The organism is Enterobacter sp. Taxon_2, from assembly GCF_058355295.1.
Window position 1 is genome coordinate 2,026,622 of the sequence record NZ_CM178024.1, and the last position, 17,984, is coordinate 2,044,605.

The window sequence follows — 17,984 nt, forward strand, 5'->3', positions numbered from 1 at the left end:
ATGTCTCGTAATACTGAAGCAACGAGTGAAGTAAATACCTGGAGCGGTGGGCACCTCAACTATAAAGAGGGGTTCTTCACCCAGCTGCAGACCGATGAGCTGGCAAAAGGCATCAATGAAGATGTCGTGCGGGCGATCTCGGCGAAACGTAATGAGCCGGAGTGGATGCTGGAGTTTCGCCTGAGCGCCTTCCGTGCCTGGCTGGAGATGGAAGAGCCGCACTGGCTGAAAGCACATTATGACAAGCTGAACTATCAGGATTACAGCTACTACTCTGCGCCCTCCTGCGGCAGCTGTGACGACACCTGCGCCTCGCAGCCCGGCGCGGTGCAGCAAACCGGCGCGGAGAACAGCTTCCTCAGCAAAGAGGTGGAAGAAGCCTTTAATCAGCTGGGCGTGCCCGTGCGCGAAGGGAAAGAGGTGGCGGTGGACGCCATTTTCGACTCCGTCTCGGTGGCGACCACCTACCGCGAGAAGCTGGCAGAGCAGGGGATCATTTTCTGCTCCTTCGGCGAAGCGATTCACGATCATCCGGAACTGGTGAAAAAGTACATCGGGACCGTAGTGCCTTCAAACGATAACTTCTTTGCAGCGCTTAACGCGGCGGTGGCCTCGGATGGCACCTTTATCTACGTGCCGAAAGGCGTGCGCTGTCCGATGGAGCTTTCCACCTATTTCCGCATCAATGCCGAAAAAACCGGCCAGTTCGAACGCACGATTCTGGTCGCAGATGAAGGCAGCTACGTCAGCTACATTGAAGGGTGCTCCGCCCCGGTCCGCGACAGCTACCAGCTGCACGCGGCGGTGGTGGAGGTCATCATCCACAAAGATGCCGAGGTGAAATACTCCACGGTGCAAAACTGGTTCCCGGGCGACGGCAATACCGGCGGTATTCTGAACTTCGTCACCAAGCGCGCGCTCTGTGAAGGCGAAAACAGCAAGATGTCGTGGACCCAGTCCGAAACCGGCTCGGCCATCACCTGGAAATACCCGAGCTGCATTCTGCGCGGGGATAACTCCATCGGCGAGTTTTACTCGGTGGCGCTCACCAGCGGCCATCAGCAGGCCGATACCGGCACCAAGATGATCCACATTGGTAAAAACACCAAATCGACCATTATCTCGAAAGGCATCTCCGCCGGTCACAGCCAGAACAGCTATCGCGGGCTGGTGAAAATCATGCCGACGGCCACCAATGCGCGAAACTTCACCCAGTGTGACTCGATGCTGATTGGCGCAGATTGCGGGGCGCATACCTTCCCGTACGTCGAATGCCGTAATAACACGGCCCAGCTTGAACACGAGGCGACCACGTCGCGGATAGGAGAAGATCAGCTCTTCTACTGCCTGCAGCGCGGGATCAGCGAAGAAGACGCCATCTCGATGATCGTTAACGGCTTCTGTAAGGATGTGTTCTCTGAACTGCCGCTGGAATTTGCCGTTGAAGCCCAGAAACTCCTCGCCATTAGTCTTGAACACAGCGTCGGTTAAGGAAAGCACATGTTAAGCATTAAAGATTTACAGGTCAGCGTAGAAGACAAAGCCATCCTGCGTGGCCTCAATTTTGACGTCAAGCCGGGGGAGGTCCACGCCATCATGGGGCCGAACGGTTCCGGGAAAAGTACGCTTTCTGCAACGCTGGCGGGGCGCGAAGATTATGAGGTGACCCACGGCTCGGTCGAGTTTAACGGCAAAGATCTGCTGGAGATGTCGCCGGAAGATCGTGCGGGCGAGGGCATCTTTATGGCCTTCCAGTACCCGGTCGAAATTCCGGGCGTCAGCAACCAGTTCTTCCTGCAGACGGCGCTGAATGCGGTGCGTAAGTATCGCGGGCTGGAGGCGCTGGACCGCTTCGACTTCCAGGATCTGATGGAAGAGAAGATTAAGCTGCTGAAAATGCCGGAAGATCTGCTGACCCGCTCGGTGAACGTTGGTTTTTCCGGCGGTGAGAAAAAGCGTAACGATATTCTGCAGATGGCGGTTCTGGAACCCGAGCTGTGCATTCTGGATGAGACCGACTCCGGTCTGGACATCGATGCCCTGAAGATTGTCGCTGACGGAGTGAACTCCCTGCGCGACGGCAAGCGCTCGTTTATTATCGTCACCCACTACCAGCGCATTCTGGACTACATCAAGCCGGATTACGTCCACGTGCTTTACCAGGGACGTATTGTGAAATCCGGTGATTTCACGCTGGTTAAACAACTGGAGGAGCAGGGTTATGGCTGGCTTACCGAACAGCAGTAATGCGCTCCAGCAGTGGCACCGGCTGTTTGAAGCCCAGGGGGGCACGCGCTCCGAGCAGGCGCAGCAGCATCTCCAGCAAATGCTGCGTCTCGGGTTGCCGACGCGTAAGCACGAGAACTGGAAATACACCCCGCTTGATGGCCTTCTGAACGCCGAGTTTGTGACTCGTCTGGCGGATCTCACCCCAGCACAGCGCGACGCGCTGGCCTTGCGTGTCGATGCCCTGCGACTGGTGTTCGTCGACGGTCAGTTCCGTCCGGAACTGAGCGACACGGTTCAGGAGAGCGGCTTTGAGATTGAGATAAACGACGATCGCCAGCGCCTGAGCGCCCCGGTTCAGCCTGAGATCTTCCTGCACCTGACCGAGAGTCTGGCCCGCAGCGTGACGCACATCCGCGTGAAGCGTAACCAGCGTCCGGCAAAACCGCTGCTGCTGATGCACATCACTCAGGGGCTGAACGGCGATGAAATCAATACTGCGCACTATCGCCACCATCTGGAGCTGGCGGAGGGGGCGGAGGCCACGGTCATCGAACATTACGTCAGCCTCAATGAGACGCGTCACTTTACCGGATCGCGTCTAACGATGAATGTTGCCGCGAATGCGCAGCTTCATCATGTCAAGCTGGCGTTTGAGAATGCGCAGAGCCACCACTTTGCCCATAACGACATTGTCCTGGGTCAGGATGCCGCGGCGTACAGCCACAGCTTCCTGCTCGGCGGGGCGGTGCTGCGCCACAATACCAGCACGCAGCTTAACGGTGAAAACACCACGCTGCGCATCAACAGCCTGGCGATGCCGGTTAAATCGGAAGTGTGCGACACGCGGACCTGGCTGGAGCACAACAAAGGCTACTGCAACAGCCGCCAGCTGCACAAAACCATCGTCAGTGATAAAGGCCGCGCGGTGTTTAACGGACTGATTAACGTGGCGCAGCACGCTATTAAAACCGACGGGCAGATGACCAACAATAATCTGCTGTTAGGCCGCCTTGCGGAAGTGGACACTAAACCGCAGCTGGAGATCTACGCCGACGACGTGAAATGCAGCCACGGTGCGACGGTCGGGCGAATCGACGACGAGCAGATGTTCTACCTGCGCTCGCGCGGCATCGATCAGCAGGCGGCGCAGAAAATGATTATCTACGCGTTTGCCGCCGAACTGACGGAAGCGCTGCACGATGGTCAGTTAAAACTGCAGGTGCTGGATCGGATAGGTCAGCGCCTGCCTGGAGGCGAAGCATGAGTTTTCCCGTCGAGAAAGTACGGGCAGATTTCCCGGTTCTGACCCGTGAAGTAAACGGTCTGCCGCTGGCCTACCTGGACAGCGCGGCCAGCGCGCAGAAGCCGAATCAGGTGGTGGATGCCGAAGCCGAGTTTTATCGCCACGGCTATGCCGCCGTGCATCGCGGTATTCATACCCTGAGCGCCGAGGCGACCCAGCGGATGGAAAACGTGCGCACGCAGATTGCCGCCTTCCTTAACGCCCGCTCGCCGGAAGAACTGGTCTTTGTTCGCGGGACCACTGAAGGGATTAACCTTGTCGCTAACAGCTGGGGCAACGCTCAGGTCCACGGGGGGGATAACATCATCATCACCCAGATGGAGCACCACGCCAATATCGTGCCGTGGCAGATGCTCTGCGAGCGCGTGGGTGCGCAGCTGCGGGTGATCCCGTTAAATGCCGACGGGACGCTGCAGCTCGAGCAGCTAGACGCATTGCTTGACGATAAAACGCGGCTGGTGGCGGTCACCCAGGTCTCCAACGTGCTGGGGACGGAAAACCCGGTGGCGGAGATCGTCGAAAAGGCCCACCATGCGGGCGCGAAGGTGCTGATTGACGGCGCCCAGGCGGTGATGCACCACGCGATTGACGTCCAGGCGCTGGACTGCGATTTCTACGTCTTTTCAGGCCACAAGCTCTACGGGCCGACCGGGATTGGCGTGCTGTATGTGAAAGAAGATATCCTGCAGGCGATGCCGCCGTGGGAAGGGGGCGGGTCGATGATCGCCACCGTCAGTCTGACGGAAGGCACCACCTATGCGCGCGCGCCGTGGCGTTTTGAGGCGGGCACGCCCAACACCGGTGGGATTATCGGTTTAGGGGCGGCGATTTCTTATGTCTCCTCAATCGGCCTTGATAGCATTCAGGAGTACGAACAGCTGCTGATGCACTATGCGCTTGAGGAGCTTGCCAGCGTGCCGGATCTGACCCTCTACGGGCCTGCCGACCGGCAAGGGGTGATCGCGTTCAATCTCGGGAAACATCACGCCTATGACGTGGGCAGTTTCCTCGATAACTACGGCGTGGCGGTCCGTACCGGGCACCACTGCGCCATGCCGCTGATGGCGTTTTACCAGGTACCGGCAATGTGCCGCGCGTCGCTGGTGATGTACAACACAACGGAAGAGGTCGACAGGCTGGTGGCGGGGCTTAAGCGCATTCATCAGCTGCTGGGCTAACGGAGAGGCGAAAGATGGCGGAACTGCCGGACAAAGATAAACTGCTGCGTAACTTCTCGCGTTGCGCAAACTGGGAAGAGAAGTATCTCTATATCATTGAGCTGGGACAGCGCTTGCCGCCGCTCAGCGAAGAGGCGCACACCCCGGAGAACAGTATTCAGGGCTGTCAGAGCCAGGTGTGGATTGTGATGGCGCAGTCGGATGACGGCACTATCGAACTGCACGGCGACAGCGATGCGGCCATTGTAAAAGGGCTTATTGCGGTCGTCTTTATTCTTTATCACCGGATGTCGGCGCAGGATATTGTCGCGTTTGATGTCCGCCCGTGGTTTGAAAAAATGGCTCTGACCCAACACCTCACCCCGTCTCGTTCCCAGGGACTGGAAGCGATGATTCGCGCCATCCGCGCCAAAGCTGCAATCCTTAGCTAGACTTACAGAACAGCATTCATTCTGTTTCGCGAGGTGGTTCCCGCCTCGCTGGTTTTTCAGCTTTCTGGCGTTCTGTCAGTGAATAAGGAATCTCAGCATGAAGCGCGCGTCTCTAATAACTCTATTACTCCTCAGTTCGCTCGGCGCCCTTAATTCGGCCCGCGCGATGGACTATCCGTTGCCGCCCGCAGGCAGTCGTCTGATTGGGCAAAATCAAACCTACACGATACAGGAAGGGGATAATAAGCTGCAGACCATCGCCCGCCGGTTTAATACGGCGGCACAGGTGATCCTGGAAACGAACAATACCATTGCGCCGGTAAACCCTGCGCCGGGAACCGTGATTACCATCCCGTCGCAGATGCTGCTGCCGGACACGCCGCGCGAGGGCATTGTGGTTAACCTCGCAGAGCTTCGGCTCTACTACTTCCCGCCGGGAGAAAACATCGTTCAGGTCTTCCCGCTCGGCATCGGACAGCTGGGGCTGGAAACGCCGGTCACGACCACGCGCGTGAGCCAGAAAATCCCGAATCCCACCTGGACACCTACGCCGGGCATCAGAGCACGCTCTCTGGAGCAGGGAATTAAATTACCTCCGGTGGTGCCTGCCGGGCCAAATAACCCTCTGGGACGCTTCGCACTGCGTTTAGGCGTGGGCAATGGGGAATATCTCATCCACGGCACCAGCGCACCGGACAGCGTCGGCCTGCGGGTCAGCTCCGGCTGTATGCGGATGAATGCCCCGGACATTAAAGCCCTGTTCGAACAGGTGCGGGTGGGCACGCGGGTACAGATTATCAATGAACCCGTTAAGTTCTCCGTGGAGCCGGATGGTAAACGCTATATTGAAGTCCACCGCCCGCTGGCGCAGGCTGAGGGAGAAAACCCGCAGGTCTCGCCCATTACCCATTCCGCAGACTTTGCGACCTTTGTTTCTCAGGCGGGAAGCGACAAGGCGCTGATTGATAAAGCCCTGTCACGCCGCGCCGGGATCCCGGTTATCGTGTCGTCAGGCAGCGGCCCGTCAGCCAGCAATAGCGTGTTGTCGGTGCAGAACAGTCGGATGTCCGCAGCGGTAGCGGAAGATGAAGGGGAGAAGGTGACGCAGTAGTGGTTTGACGCAGGCAAAAAAAATGGCGCACAATGTGCGCCATTTTATTAACAGGTACTATTACTTACGGTATTTAGTAGCCTGGTTGTCCAGACGCTGGTTAGCGCGAGCTGCGTCGTCTTTAGCAGCCTGAACGTCGGAACGCATTGCGTTCACGTCGTTGCTCAGCTGGTCAACTTTAGCGTTCAGAGTCTGAACGTCAGAAGACAGCTGATCGATTTTAGCGTTGCTGGAGCAACCAGCCAGCAGAGTAGAACCCAGGATTACCGCGCCCAGTACCAGTTTAGTACGATTCATTATTAATACCCTCTAGATTGAGTTAATCTCCATGTAGCGTTACAAGTATTACACAAAGTTTTTTGGGTTGAGAATATTTTTTTGATGGGAATACACCTATTTTTGATCGTTCGCTCAAAGAAGCATCGAATCAGCCCTTTTCAGGCAAAAATCTAAGTAAAAAAAGGCATTTATCATCGGATTCATCTTAGATAATTCGCAATTAAATAGAAAAACCCGATTTGCAATTTGAATGACTTTGGCTAATGCGAGGAATAAAAAAAGCGCCCGGCGGGCGCTTTTTATCAAAATTAATTCGTTCGGGAATTATTACAGCACGTGAACAGATGCAGTATTGGTGGTTCCGCTTGGTACCAGCGCACCAGAAACCATGACCACAACGTCACCTTTCTGTGCCAGACCACGATCCACCAGCTCCAGCGCCACTTCTTTACCCAGACGGTAGAAATCATCCGTAGACGCGATCTCTTTCACCAGGTGAGGGATCACGCCTTTGCTCAGCACCAGCTGACGGGCAGTGGTTTCGTTGGTGGTCAGTGCCAGGATAGTCGCATCCGGGAAGTATTTACGCACCGCGCGAGCAGATTTACCGCCCTGGGTGGCAACCACGATCAGTGGTGCTTCCAGTTTCTCAGCCGTTTCTACAGCACCGCGGCATACTGCTTCGGTGATGCGCAGTTTGCGGCTGTCGTTGTTGTAGTCCAGACGGCTTTTCATAACGCGGTCGGTACGTTCGCAGATGGTGGCCATGATGGACACCGCTTCCAGCGGATATTTACCTTTCGCGGATTCGCCGGACAGCATAACGGCATCAGTACCGTCGAGGATGGCGTTTGCCACGTCGCCTGCTTCAGCGCGGGTTGGGCGTGGGTTTTTGATCATGGAGTCCAGCATCTGCGTTGCGGTGATAACCACTTTACGCGCGCGCACACATTTCTCGATCATCATCTTCTGCGCGAAGATCACTTCTTCGACCGGGATTTCTACGCCCAGGTCGCCACGTGCAACCATGATGCCGTCAGACGCTTCGAGGATTTCGTCGAAGTTGTTCAGGCCTTCCTGGTTTTCAATTTTGGAGATGATCTGGATCTTCTCGCCGCCGTGGGCTTTCAGGTGCTCACGAATTTCAACCACGTCGGAGCGCTTACGGATGAAGGAGGCAGCAACGAAGTCAACGCCTTGCTCGCAACCGAAGATCAGGTCCTGTTTGTCTTTTTCAGCCAGTGCTGGCAGCGCGATGGAAACGCCCGGCAGGTTAACGCCTTTGTTTTCGCCCAGGTCGCCGTTGTTCAGCACTTTACAGATAACTTTGTTGCCTTCGATCGCGGTGACTTCCATACCGATCAGACCATCGTCTACCAGCACGGTGTTACCGACGGACAGATCGCTGGTGAAGCCTTCGTAGGTCACTGCAACGATTTCGCTGTTGCCGACAACAGTTTTGTCGGTGGTGAAGGTGAAGGTCTGGCCCGCTTTCAGAGAGACGTCGTTACCGCCTTCCAGTTTGATGGTACGGATTTCTGGACCTTTGGTATCCAGCAGGATCGCGGCTTTTTTACCGGTCTTGCTCATTACGTTGCGCAAGTTCTGGATACGCTGACCGTGTTCTGCATAATCACCGTGGGAGAAGTTCAGACGCATCACGTTCATGCCGGCGTCCAGCATTTTGGTCAGCATCTCTTCAGATTCGGTTTTCGGGCCGATAGTACAAACAATTTTCGTCTTTTTCATGACAGTCTTAGTCTTTAAGTTGGGAAGGATATGGAAATCTCGCTCCGGGGGCGCACTGCCGCGGAGTCAAACCTGTGTTGCAAAAGAGTATATGACACGCACTAAGGATAGGAGACATCAAATGAGCGTGCAGAAGAAAGTGTGCCTGAGTGACAGCCCAACGAAGGAGTGGAGAAGTTGTACGTTGTTTTTTGTATTCCAAGCGCTGAAACCATTCACCAGGGATTTGGCGCGCATTATACGCTGATTTTAAGATAAAAGGAAAATGGAAACGGTGTTTCAGAAATAATCTGTGCTGTTTCTCATAATATTGTTATCAAGGCGTTAAGCCATGATGACAACTTGTGGCGGCAGGTGAGGGACCTGCCGCCATTTGCTTATTTCTGCAGCGCCTGGCTGAGGTCGGCAATCAGGTCTTTGGGATCTTCAATCCCGACTGACAGACGGATCAGCTGCGGCACAATGCCGTTTGCCAGACGTTGCTCCAGCGGAATCGAGGCGTGCGTCATGCTGTAAGGTTGGCTCACCAGACTCTCCACGCCGCCCAGGCTTTCCGCGAGGGTAAACAGCTTCAGGTTGCGAATCACCTCGGTGGCGCGTTGCGCATCGCCTTTGACCACGACAGAAATCATCCCGCCGGGCAGGGCCATCTGCGTACGGGCAAGCTGATATTGCGGATGTGATTCCAGGCCGGGATAGAACACCTTTTCGACCAGAGGATGCTGATCGAGCCATTGCGCAATCGCCAGCGCGTTGGTGCTGTGCTTTTCGACCCTCAACGCAAGCGTGCGAATACCGCGCAGCGTCAGGAAGCTGCTGAACGGATCCAGTACGCCGCCCACCGCGTTTTGCAGATAGCCCAGCTTATCCGCCAGTTCCTTGTTGTCCCCGACAATCGCCAGCCCGGCCACCACGTCAGAATGGCCGTTCAGGTATTTGGTGGCGGAGTGCACCACAATGTCGAAACCCGACTCCAGCGGACGATGGATCACCGGCGACGCGAAGGTGTTATCCGCCACGCTGATGACGTTATGACGACGGGCGATTGCCGCGATGGCCGCCAGATCCGCCAGCTTCAGCAGCGGGTTGGTTGGCGTCTCGACCCACACCATGCGGGTATCCGGGCGAATGGCGGCCTCAAGCCCGGCTAAGTCGTCCGGTTTAACCCAGCTGACCTGCAGGCCGGTGCTGCGCTTGCGCACGTTCTCGATCAGACGGTATGTGCCGCCGTATACGTCATCAATGGCAACGATGTGGCTGTCTTTATCCAGCAGTTCGAGCACCGTGGAGATGGCCGCCAGACCGGAGGCAAAGGCGTAGCCGCGCGTGCCGCCTTCCAGTTCGGCAATCGCCGTTTCCAGCGCATGGCGGGTAGGGTTGCCGCTGCGGGAGTACTCATATCCGGTATGCTCGCCGGGCGCGGGTTGCGCAAAAGTCGATGTGGCGTAAATCGGCGGCATGACGGCGCCGTGCTGGTCGTTGAATTCACCGCTGTGTACGCTGAGGGTGGCCAGATTTTTCATCATTGATTCCTTTATTGCTGTAGACGGTTGCGCCAGGCGGTCAGAACGTCGCTGCGCGTAATCAGACCGAGAAAACGGTCGTTGTCATTAATCACGGCCACCAGACCGCGGTCGAAGATGGCGTTCAGGGCGCTTTCCGGCGCGTGTTTATCCAGGAATTCGACCTGACGCGTCATGGCTGCCGTCACCGGAAGCGCGAAGCGATCGCCGTCGCCGCCGATGTGCCGCAGGAGATCCCACTCGTCGATAATGCCCACCACCTTGCCGTTCTCCAGCACCGGCAACTGGGAGATGTCATACAGGCGCATCCGTGCCAGGACGATGGAGAGCGTGTCGTCCGGGGCGGCGGTGACGGTGGCGCCTTCATCGTGGCGCAGGGCAATGTAGTCAGAGAGATCGCCGGCCTGGGGGCGCGTGATGAGTCCCTGCTGTCGCATCCAGTCATCGTTGAACATCTTCGAGAGATATTTATTGCCGCTGTCACAGGCGAAGGTCACCACGCGCTTCGGCGCGGTCTGCGCCTGGCAATACTTCAGCGCGGCCGCCAGCAGCGTGCCGCTGGAGGAGCCCGCCAGAATGCCTTCCGTTTTCAGCAGCTCGCGCGCGGTGGTAAACGCTTCGCGATCGGTAATGCGCCAGGCGCGATTCACCCCTTCAATGTGGGCCAGCGGCGGAATAAAGTCTTCGCCAATACCCTCAACCAGCCAGGAGCCCGCATCGTGGTAGCGTCCGGTCTCCACCTGGTCGGCCAGAACGGAACCGGCCGGATCAGCCAGGACAAACTCCGTGTGCGGAGAGTGCTCGGCGAACCATGCCTGCAGGCCGCCCAACGTGCCGCCTGAGCCGACGCCCACCACGATGGCATCGATTTTGCCGTCAAGCTGTTCATACAGTTCCGGCGCCGTGGTGGTGCGGTGCGCCAGCGGGTTGGCTTCGTTATTGAACTGGTCGATGTAAAACGCGCCGGGCAGTTCGTTCGCCAGACGCTGGGCGTAATCCTGGTAATAGGCAGGATGGCCCTTGTTGACGTCGGAGCGGGTCAGTACCACCTGGGCACCCAGCGCCCGCAGGTGGAAAATCTTCTCGCGGCTCATTTTGTCCGGCACCACCAGGATCAGCGAGTAGCCTTTCTGGGCGGCGATCAGGGCCAGACCGAGGCCGGTATTGCCCGCCGTGGCCTCAATAATCGTGCCGCCCGGCTGCAGCTGCCCGGTGCGCTCCGCTTCGTTAATCATCGACAGCGCAACGCGATCCTTAATCGAACCGCCCGGATTCTGGTTCTCCAGCTTCAGGAACAGCGAGCAGGGACCGGTATCAAGCTTATGCAGCTGGATCAGCGGGGTACGACCAATCAGTTCAGTGACGGAGTGATAAATCGTCATGATGTTTTCCTTTCTGGATGTCATGACGGGATGATAGGGCGGTGAAATTTTCTCAATAAAGAACCATTCACTGCTCTTTAGATCAGAAAGGAATATAAATGTCATTTTTGGAAGTCAGGACAGCAAGACGTAAAGTTGTCTGGATGTGAGGATGGCTATATTGGCATGAAATGCTGAAAAAATGACCGTTTTTCGCAGGCATTCGCCAGCAGATATGCATCCGGCAGATAATCATTGCTGAAATTGGTCTAAATGCATCCCACCCGGTAAATCCGCTGTTTATTTCCGAAAGTTATAACAAATTCTTTTTTGTTCATTTAAAAGCTGATAACGCCTGTTTACTATCGTTTGGACATCCATACTGCTAAACCGCCATGGGCGGCACGGATAATGAATAAGAATGATTGTACTGAGCAATATTTCGAAGGTTTTTGACAACGGAAAGGTGGCACTCACAGCCGTTGATAACGTCAATTTGACGATAGCACAGGGACAGATATACGGGATTATCGGTTACAGCGGGGCAGGTAAAAGCACGCTGATTCGTCTGCTCAACGGCCTGGAAAAACCCAGCGCCGGTAGCGTCACCATTAATGGACAGGACATTTCGGCGGCAAAAGGTGAAGCGCTGCGTCAGGCGCGCCTGAAAATCAGCATGGTGTTTCAGCACTTCAACCTGCTGTGGTCGCGCACGGTCAGCGAGAATATTGCGTTCTCGATGCAGATTGCCGGCGTGCCGAAAGCAAAAATCACCGCCCGCGTCGCCGAGCTGGTGGAGCTGGTCGGCCTGAATGGTCGCGAGAATGCTTATCCGTCACAGCTGAGCGGCGGGCAAAAGCAGCGCGTCGGCATTGCCCGCGCGCTGGCCAATAACCCGGATGTGCTGCTGTGCGATGAAGCCACGTCCGCGCTTGACCCGCAGACCACCGATCAGATCCTCGATCTGCTGCTGGATATTAACCGCCGGTTCAAATTGACCATCGTGCTGATCACGCACGAGATGCATGTGGTGCGCAAAATCTGCGACCGCGTGGCGGTGATGGAGAACGGTAAAGTCGTGGAAGAGGGCGACGTGCTGAGCGTCTTTACCCATCCGCAGCAGCCGATTACGCAGCAGTTTGTCCGTCAGGTGAGCCAGTACGCTGAAGAAGAAACGTTCAATACCGAACTGGCAAACGATCTGGAAGGTACGGTCATCAGACTGACCTTTACCGGGCACAGCACGCATAAGCCGATCGTGGGTGAACTGACCCTGCGCTATGGCCTGCCGTTTAACATCCTGCACGGGAAAATGACGCAAACCGCCCACGGCGTGTTTGGCCAGCTCTGGGTACATGTCGTGGCATCCGATGAACAACTGAACAATATCCTCGCCGACCTGAAGCACAGCGATATTGAAGGCGAGGTGATTAAACATGGCTGAGGATCTCTTTCCGCATCTCAAGTGGGACCAGCTCTGGGCGGCGACGCTGGAGACGCTGTACATGACCGCGCTGTCCGGCGTGGCGACTTTTGTACTGGGTATCGTGCTGGGTCTGGCGCTGTTTTTAACCGCGCGCGGCGGGCTGTTCCACAACCGCACGGTCTACAGCGTCATTTCGATTGTGGTGAACGTGTTCCGCTCGATTCCGTTCATCATTCTGATTGTCCTGCTGATCCCGTTCACCAAGACCGTCGTCGGCACCATCCTTGGTGCCAACGCGGCGCTGCCGGCGCTGATTGTGGGTGCCGCACCGTTCTACGCACGCCTGGTGGAGATCGCCCTGCGTGAAGTGGATAAAGGCGTCATAGAAGCAACGCGCTCGATGGGCGCACGACTGAACACGTTAGTGTTTCGGGTTTTACTGCCGGAATCATCACCTGCACTGGTATCTGGTATTACGGTGACGCTCATTGCGCTGGTGAGCTACAGCGCAATGGCGGGGGTGATTGGCGCCGGTGGTTTGGGAAATCTGGCTTATCTGGAAGGATTCCAGCGCAACCATGGTGACGTCACGCTGGTGGCAACGGTGACCATTTTAATCATCGTTTTCATTATCCAGTTCTGCGGCGATGTCATTACTTCACTGTTAGATAAACGCTAATAAATACACACAGGAACCACATCATGAAAAAGACACTGACACTGATCGCTGCCGCAACCCTGAGCGCCCTGAGCTTCGCTTCCTGGGCTGACACCCTGACCGTGGGCGCATCCAACACGCCGCACGCCGAAATTCTGGAGCAGGCAAAGCCGATTCTGGCGAAGCAGGGGATCGACCTGGAGATTAAACCATTCCAGGACTACATTCTGCCGAACACCGCGCTGGCGGGTCATGACATCGACGCGAACTATTTCCAGCACATTCCTTACCTGAACAGCGTGCTGAAAGATCATGCGGGCGATAAAGACTACGATTTTGTCAGTGCGGGCGCGATCCACATTGAGCCAATCGGCATCTACTCCAAAAAATACAAGTCGCTGAAAGACCTGCCGGAAGGCGGCAAAATCATCATGCGTGACGCGGTTTCTGAAGAGGGGCGTATTCTCTCTATCTTCGAAAAAGAGGGCGTGATCAAGCTGAAGCCGGGCATCGATAAAGTGACCGCGCGCATCAGCGATATCGTCGAGAACCCGAAAAAGCTGAAGTTCACGCCTAACGTTGAAGCGTCTCTGCTGCCGCAGATGTACAACAACAACGAAGGCGACGCGGTGGTGATTAACGCCAACTATGCGATTGACGCGGGTCTGGATCCGGTTCACGACCCGATTGCGGTTGAGAGCGGTGAAAACAACCCGTATGCCAACATCATCACCGTGCATCGCGGTGACGAGAAGAAGAAAGACATCGTCGCGCTGGTGAACGTGCTGCACTCAAAAGAGATTCAGGACTGGATCCGCACCAAGTACAAAGGCGCGGTCATTCCAGTAAACAACTAATTTACTGATTTTACAGATGAAGCCCGGCGAGTCTCTCGCCGGGCTTCTTTTTTGTATCCGGCTGGAGAATCATTTAAGCTCAACGTTTAACAGGCAATGGAGTGATGACGATGGGTAATGTGACCAAAGATGAAGCGCTGTACCAGGAGATGTGCCGGGTGGTCGGGAAGGTGGTGCTTGAGATGCGTGATTTAGGGCAGGAGCCAAAGCATATTGTCATTGCCGGAGTCCTGCGTACCGCGCTGGCGAACCAGCGCGTGAAACGCAGTGAATTGACAACCGAAGCGATGGAAACGGTGGTTAAAGCGCTGGCCGGGTAAAGCGCCAGCGCTTCGCAAGCTGCTCGAGCGAGCAGCAGAGCAGGTAGTAGACCACGCCCGTAAAGATAAAAATGGCCGCCGGGTAGATTTGCACCCGGTTGTTGACCTGTCCCGCCACCGTGGTCAGTTCCGGTACGTTCACGATAAACGCCAGCGACGTATCCTTCAGCAGGCTGATAAAAATTCCCACCAGCGACGGCAGAATATTCCTCAGCGCCTGCGGCAGCAGCACGCGCCACAGGGTTTGCTGCGTGCTGAATCCCTGTGACAGTGCGGCTTCGTACTGCCCGGAGGGTAGCGCATTAAGTCCGGCCAGTACCGAGTGCATTACGGTAGCCGCCGTAAACCAGGCCAGCGCCAGCGTGACGGTCAGCGCCCCCGGCAGATCGCCCCCGGTAATGAGCGGCAGGAGATACCACATCCAGAAAATTACGAAGATGAGCGGGATACCGCGAATCAGCTCTGCCCACAAAAAGAGGGTCTTGCGCACGAGCCCGGTAAAGCGCCAGGCCAGACACGCGAGCACTATCCCACCGGGCAGAGCAATGACGGCGGCCCCAATCGCCATCATCAACGAGAGCAATACGCCCCCCGGTTCACCCGTTGCCGCGCGTCCCCACAGCAGATAATCGAGGTTATCGGTGATGACATTAAGTCCGGCAATCATGTTTTTCACTCCCTGAGGTGGCGACGTTTAGGCGTTTACGTTTCGCTTCAGGTCCAATGCGAACCAGCACCATCCCCATGACCAGGCCGGTCAGCAGATAAAGTGCGGTTCCGAAGGTAAATGCTTCCAGCGCGTGCGCGTTATAGCTCTCAATCTGCCTGACCTGATAGGTCAGCTCGGCGAAGCCAATCCCGCTGGCGAGCGAGGAGAGCTTCATCAGATTAAGGTACTGGCCAACGACCGGCTGCCAGGCGTTGGCCAGCCCCTGCGGCAGCAGGATGTAACGAAACAAACGCCACGCGGAGAATCCCTGAGCGAGCGCTGCCTCCCGCTGTCCGGCAGGCACGGAACGTAAGCCCGACTCCACCTCTTCAATTAAAAACGCCGAGGTAAAGACACCCAACCCCCAGGCAGAACATAAAAATTCGGGTGTAAACCACCAGACGTCGCCGGGCAGAATTGACCAGCTGTGATCCGCGTTCACCGCGTCGCGGAACGCCTGCGGTAGACCGTTCCAGGCGGCAAAATACCAGAACAGCAGCTGCACCAGCAGCGGCGTATTGCGAAACAGCGACACCCAGCTGCTAACGACCGCGTTCCCGAGGCGTCCACCGGAAAGGCGCAGAAGCATAAAGATCAATGCGAGCAGGCTGGCCAGCATCATCCCGGCAAGCGTTACCCACAGGGTGGTGAGGAATCCGGAGAGTATCCACTGCAGAGGCTGTCCGGTCAGTACCCCCTGCCAGTCGAGCGCGGGCATTACAGATGCTCCTGATGCAGCGGGTTGAGCACCTTTTGCAGGAACCGCTGCGCGCGCGGATGCGAGGGCCGACTGAAAAATTGCGCCGGCGGCGCAATTTCCAGAATTTGCCCCCCGTCGATAAAGACGACTCTGTCGGCAATTTCCCGGGCGAACTGCATCTCATGGGTTACGACAATCATCGTGATCCCGCTGTGGGCGAGGGCTTTCATCACAAACAGCACTTCACCAATCATCTCCGGATCCAGCGCCGAGGTGGGCTCATCGAACAGGATGATTTGCGGTGAAGAGGCCAGGGCACGGGCAATCGCGACGCGCTGCTGCTGCCCGCCGGAAAGCTCTGCCGGAAAATGATGGGCTTTTTCCAGCATCCCGACCTTCTCCAGCAGGGCCAGCGCGCGCGCCTGGGCAGGCTGTGGCTTCCAGCCGTGAACGTGCTCCAGGGCCAGGGTGATGTTCTGGCTGGCGGTGAGATGGGCGTAAAGATTGAACTGCTGGAACACAAACCCCACGCGGCTGCGCAGCTGACGCAGCCCGGTACCGGAGAGCTTTCCGGTAGGCTTGTTATCGACCAGAATCTCCCCGCCGCTAAGGGTTTCAAGCTGGTTGATGAGACGAATCAGGGTGGATTTACCGGAACCCGACGGGCCGAGGATGGCGACCACTTCACCGGGCGTGATGGTGAGATTAATGTCGTTTAAAACCTGATGGTCACCGTAGCGTTTGTCCACATGACGAAACTCGACGCTGGCCTGTTCCAGATGTGAAAAATCCGCGGCACCGGCCGCGGAGTGTGAAAATAAACCTGAGAGCATAATTATCTGGCTTCTATTTTAAAGGCGCGAGGCTGCGGGGCAGGCGTGTTTGGGCCAAACCAGACATCGTAGATTTTTGCTGCCTGACCGTTCTTCTCGAGATTAACCAGCTCGTCGTTAACGGCCTTCAGCAGCGCCGTTTCACCTTTTTTCACCCCAACGCCAATCTCTTCTTTGCTCAGCAGATCGGGCAGGATTTTGAAGTTCGCTTTATCCGGTGCCTGCGCCAGCAGACCGGCCAGAATGGTGCTGTCCTGGGTAATGGCCTGGACGTTGCCATTGCGCAGCGCGGTCAGCGCCAGGGGAATGTCGTCATAAGAGAGGACGCGGGATTGCGGGAAACGCTGGTGCAGCGCCTGCTCGCCCGTCGTGCCTTTGACCGCGCCAATGCGCGCCCGGCTATAGTCATCGAGCTTGTCCGGTGATTTCACCGGAACGAGGAACTGCTGGCCGGTGACGAAGTAAGGCGTCGAGAAATCAATCACCTGCGCGCGTTCCGGGGTGATGGTGATATCTGCCACGATCAGGTCTGCTTTCCCGGACTGCAGCAGCGGAATACGGTTGGCCGGATTGGTGGCAACCAGTTCAAGCTTCACGCCGAGCGATTTTGCCAGCGCTTTGGCGAAGTCCACGTCGTAACCCACGATCTCGTGCGTTTTGGCATCAATCGAGCCAAACGGCGGGTTGGCGTCAAACGTGGCCACTTTCACCACCCCTGCGGCCTTAATATCCGCCAGCTGATCGGCCTGTGCCTGCGCTGAAAGCAGGCTCCCCGCCGCCAGTAATCCCAGAACCAGTGTCCGTTTGGTAAACCCTTTCATGTTTGCTGCCATAGTCATACGCCATCCCGTTGTTTTTGTTTTACCCCGCTACGCTCCCATAAGCGAAAGCTATCGCCAAATAAGAAATCGTTCTTTGCTTTGAGCAAAAAAGCATTAGTGAACAAGGTGTTAATGAAGCGTGAAAAGAACGGGAGGCTATTTGCAAATCCTGCACATGGACAGTGGATTTTGGTATTTCACCCGCGCGGCATTTGAGTGCTTAACTGAGGTCAGACACGGCGAGAGAGGGTAAGACGATGAAAAAGTGGATCAGCACGTTACGGCGGTTTTTTGCGACCCGACCAGTGAATGCGGAGAACAGCGCGCAACGTGTTCTTGAGTCAATACTGCCTGTCGCCAGCCTGTATGGCGTAGACGTTGCCAACATTGACCCGGAGTGGTTCCATGATAAAACGTCACGCTGAACTGCGCCGCACGCGCGAAACGTACTGGAACGAGGTGTGCTGCATTTTGTTCTGACGCCGGATAGCTGTTA

20 protein-coding genes are annotated in these 17,984 nt (G+C 56.4%); 11 read left to right on the top strand and 9 right to left on the bottom strand.

The window, feature by feature from the left end; genetic code table 11:
• The 6 genes from sufB to ldtE all read left to right on the top strand — a co-directional run bounded on the left by sufB (position 1) and on the right by ldtE (position 6,252).
• Positions 1–1,491 (top strand): Fe-S cluster assembly protein SufB, encoded by a 1,491-nt coding sequence (gene sufB, locus AC4IC4_RS09575; RefSeq protein WP_024909392.1) that lies wholly within the window; start codon positions 1–3, stop codon positions 1,489–1,491.
• A gap of 9 nt (positions 1,492–1,500) precedes the next feature.
• On the top strand, positions 1,501–2,247 hold the full coding sequence (sufC, locus tag AC4IC4_RS09580; RefSeq protein WP_014831592.1) for a Fe-S cluster assembly ATPase SufC: 747 nt from the start codon (positions 1,501–1,503) through the stop codon (positions 2,245–2,247).
• Positions 2,222–3,493, top strand: a complete 1,272-nt coding sequence (gene sufD, locus AC4IC4_RS09585) for a Fe-S cluster assembly protein SufD (protein ID WP_491472612.1) — start codon at positions 2,222–2,224, stop codon at positions 3,491–3,493. The genes sufC and sufD overlap by 26 nt, the downstream gene beginning before the upstream one ends.
• Positions 3,490–4,710 (top strand): cysteine desulfurase SufS, encoded by a 1,221-nt coding sequence (sufS, locus tag AC4IC4_RS09590; protein ID WP_491472613.1) that lies wholly within the window; start codon positions 3,490–3,492, stop codon positions 4,708–4,710. The genes sufD and sufS overlap by 4 nt, the downstream gene beginning before the upstream one ends.
• A 14-nt stretch (positions 4,711–4,724) precedes the next feature.
• On the top strand, positions 4,725–5,141 hold the full coding sequence (sufE, locus tag AC4IC4_RS09595) for a cysteine desulfuration protein SufE (protein ID WP_032650996.1): 417 nt from the start codon (positions 4,725–4,727) through the stop codon (positions 5,139–5,141).
• Between the two features lie 97 nt (positions 5,142–5,238).
• Positions 5,239–6,252, top strand: a complete 1,014-nt coding sequence (gene ldtE / locus AC4IC4_RS09600; protein WP_090417262.1) for a L,D-transpeptidase LdtE — start codon at positions 5,239–5,241, stop codon at positions 6,250–6,252.
• 60 nt (positions 6,253–6,312) lie between these two features.
• Here the strand turns inward: ldtE and lpp are convergent, their stop codons facing one another.
• The 5 genes from lpp to AC4IC4_RS09625 form a co-directional block, all read right to left on the bottom strand.
• Positions 6,313–6,549 carry a murein lipoprotein Lpp gene (gene lpp / locus AC4IC4_RS09605; protein ID WP_001082307.1) on the bottom strand — a complete coding sequence of 79 codons (237 nt, stop codon included), beginning with the start codon at positions 6,547–6,549 and terminating at the stop codon, positions 6,313–6,315.
• Positions 6,550–6,858: 309 nt separating this feature from the next.
• Positions 6,859–8,280, bottom strand: coding sequence for a pyruvate kinase PykF (pykF, locus tag AC4IC4_RS09610; RefSeq protein WP_024909386.1), 1,422 nt, complete (start codon positions 8,278–8,280; stop codon positions 6,859–6,861).
• A gap of 7 nt (positions 8,281–8,287) precedes the next feature.
• Entirely contained in the window at positions 8,288–8,482 is a 195-nt protein-coding gene (ynhH, locus tag AC4IC4_RS09615) for a protein YnhH (protein ID WP_443112201.1), read from the bottom strand.
• 175 nt (positions 8,483–8,657) lie between these two features.
• Positions 8,658–9,803 carry a trans-sulfuration enzyme family protein gene (locus AC4IC4_RS09620; RefSeq protein WP_024909385.1) on the bottom strand — a complete coding sequence of 382 codons (1,146 nt, stop codon included), beginning with the start codon at positions 9,801–9,803 and terminating at the stop codon, positions 8,658–8,660.
• A gap of 11 nt (positions 9,804–9,814) precedes the next feature.
• Positions 9,815–11,185, bottom strand: coding sequence for a pyridoxal-phosphate dependent enzyme (locus AC4IC4_RS09625; protein ID WP_491472614.1), 1,371 nt, complete (start codon positions 11,183–11,185; stop codon positions 9,815–9,817).
• A 400-nt stretch (positions 11,186–11,585) separates the two neighbouring features.
• Here AC4IC4_RS09625 and AC4IC4_RS09630 point away from each other — a divergent pair, with 400 nt between their 5' ends.
• The 4 genes from AC4IC4_RS09630 (at position 11,586) to fumD (ending at position 14,425) form a co-directional block, all read left to right on the top strand.
• A complete protein-coding gene (locus AC4IC4_RS09630; RefSeq protein WP_491472615.1) occupies positions 11,586–12,608 on the top strand; it encodes a methionine ABC transporter ATP-binding protein in 1,023 nt (340 codons plus the stop codon).
• Positions 12,601–13,269: a methionine ABC transporter permease gene (locus tag AC4IC4_RS09635; protein WP_491472616.1), complete on the top strand. Its 669-nt coding sequence runs from the start codon at positions 12,601–12,603 to the stop codon at positions 13,267–13,269. Before AC4IC4_RS09630 ends, AC4IC4_RS09635 begins: the two co-directional genes overlap by 8 nt.
• Positions 13,270–13,292: 23 nt before the next feature.
• The gene (locus AC4IC4_RS09640; RefSeq protein WP_008500616.1) at positions 13,293–14,105 is read left to right on the top strand and encodes a MetQ/NlpA family ABC transporter substrate-binding protein; all 813 of its coding nucleotides are present in this window, start codon (positions 13,293–13,295) and stop codon (positions 14,103–14,105) included.
• A 110-nt stretch (positions 14,106–14,215) separates the two neighbouring features.
• Positions 14,216–14,425 carry a fumarate hydratase FumD gene (gene fumD, locus AC4IC4_RS09645; protein ID WP_008500615.1) on the top strand — a complete coding sequence of 70 codons (210 nt, stop codon included), beginning with the start codon at positions 14,216–14,218 and terminating at the stop codon, positions 14,423–14,425.
• On the opposite strand, the gene AC4IC4_RS09650 is transcribed toward fumD, so the two are convergent.
• From AC4IC4_RS09650 to AC4IC4_RS09665, 4 genes are read right to left on the bottom strand one after another with little or no spacing between them, the layout of a single operon-like run.
• A complete protein-coding gene (locus tag AC4IC4_RS09650) occupies positions 14,406–15,092 on the bottom strand; it encodes an amino acid ABC transporter permease (protein WP_024909381.1) in 687 nt (228 codons plus the stop codon). The two genes, fumD and AC4IC4_RS09650, sit on opposite strands and share 20 nt — an antisense overlap.
• On the bottom strand, positions 15,076–15,852 hold the full coding sequence (locus tag AC4IC4_RS09655; RefSeq protein ID WP_491472617.1) for an amino acid ABC transporter permease: 777 nt from the start codon (positions 15,850–15,852) through the stop codon (positions 15,076–15,078). Before AC4IC4_RS09655 ends, AC4IC4_RS09650 begins: the two co-directional genes overlap by 17 nt.
• Entirely contained in the window at positions 15,852–16,667 is an 816-nt protein-coding gene (locus AC4IC4_RS09660; protein WP_024909379.1) for an amino acid ABC transporter ATP-binding protein, read from the bottom strand. The genes AC4IC4_RS09655 and AC4IC4_RS09660 overlap by 1 nt, the downstream gene beginning before the upstream one ends.
• 2 nt (positions 16,668–16,669) lie before the next feature.
• Entirely contained in the window at positions 16,670–17,500 is an 831-nt protein-coding gene (locus tag AC4IC4_RS09665) for an ABC transporter substrate-binding protein (protein ID WP_193745651.1), read from the bottom strand.
• Between the two features lie 245 nt (positions 17,501–17,745).
• Here AC4IC4_RS09665 and AC4IC4_RS09670 point away from each other — a divergent pair, with 245 nt between their 5' ends.
• Positions 17,746–17,913 carry a hypothetical protein gene (locus AC4IC4_RS09670; protein WP_014831607.1) on the top strand — a complete coding sequence of 56 codons (168 nt, stop codon included), beginning with the start codon at positions 17,746–17,748 and terminating at the stop codon, positions 17,911–17,913.
• Positions 17,914–17,984: the final 71 nt, after the last annotated feature.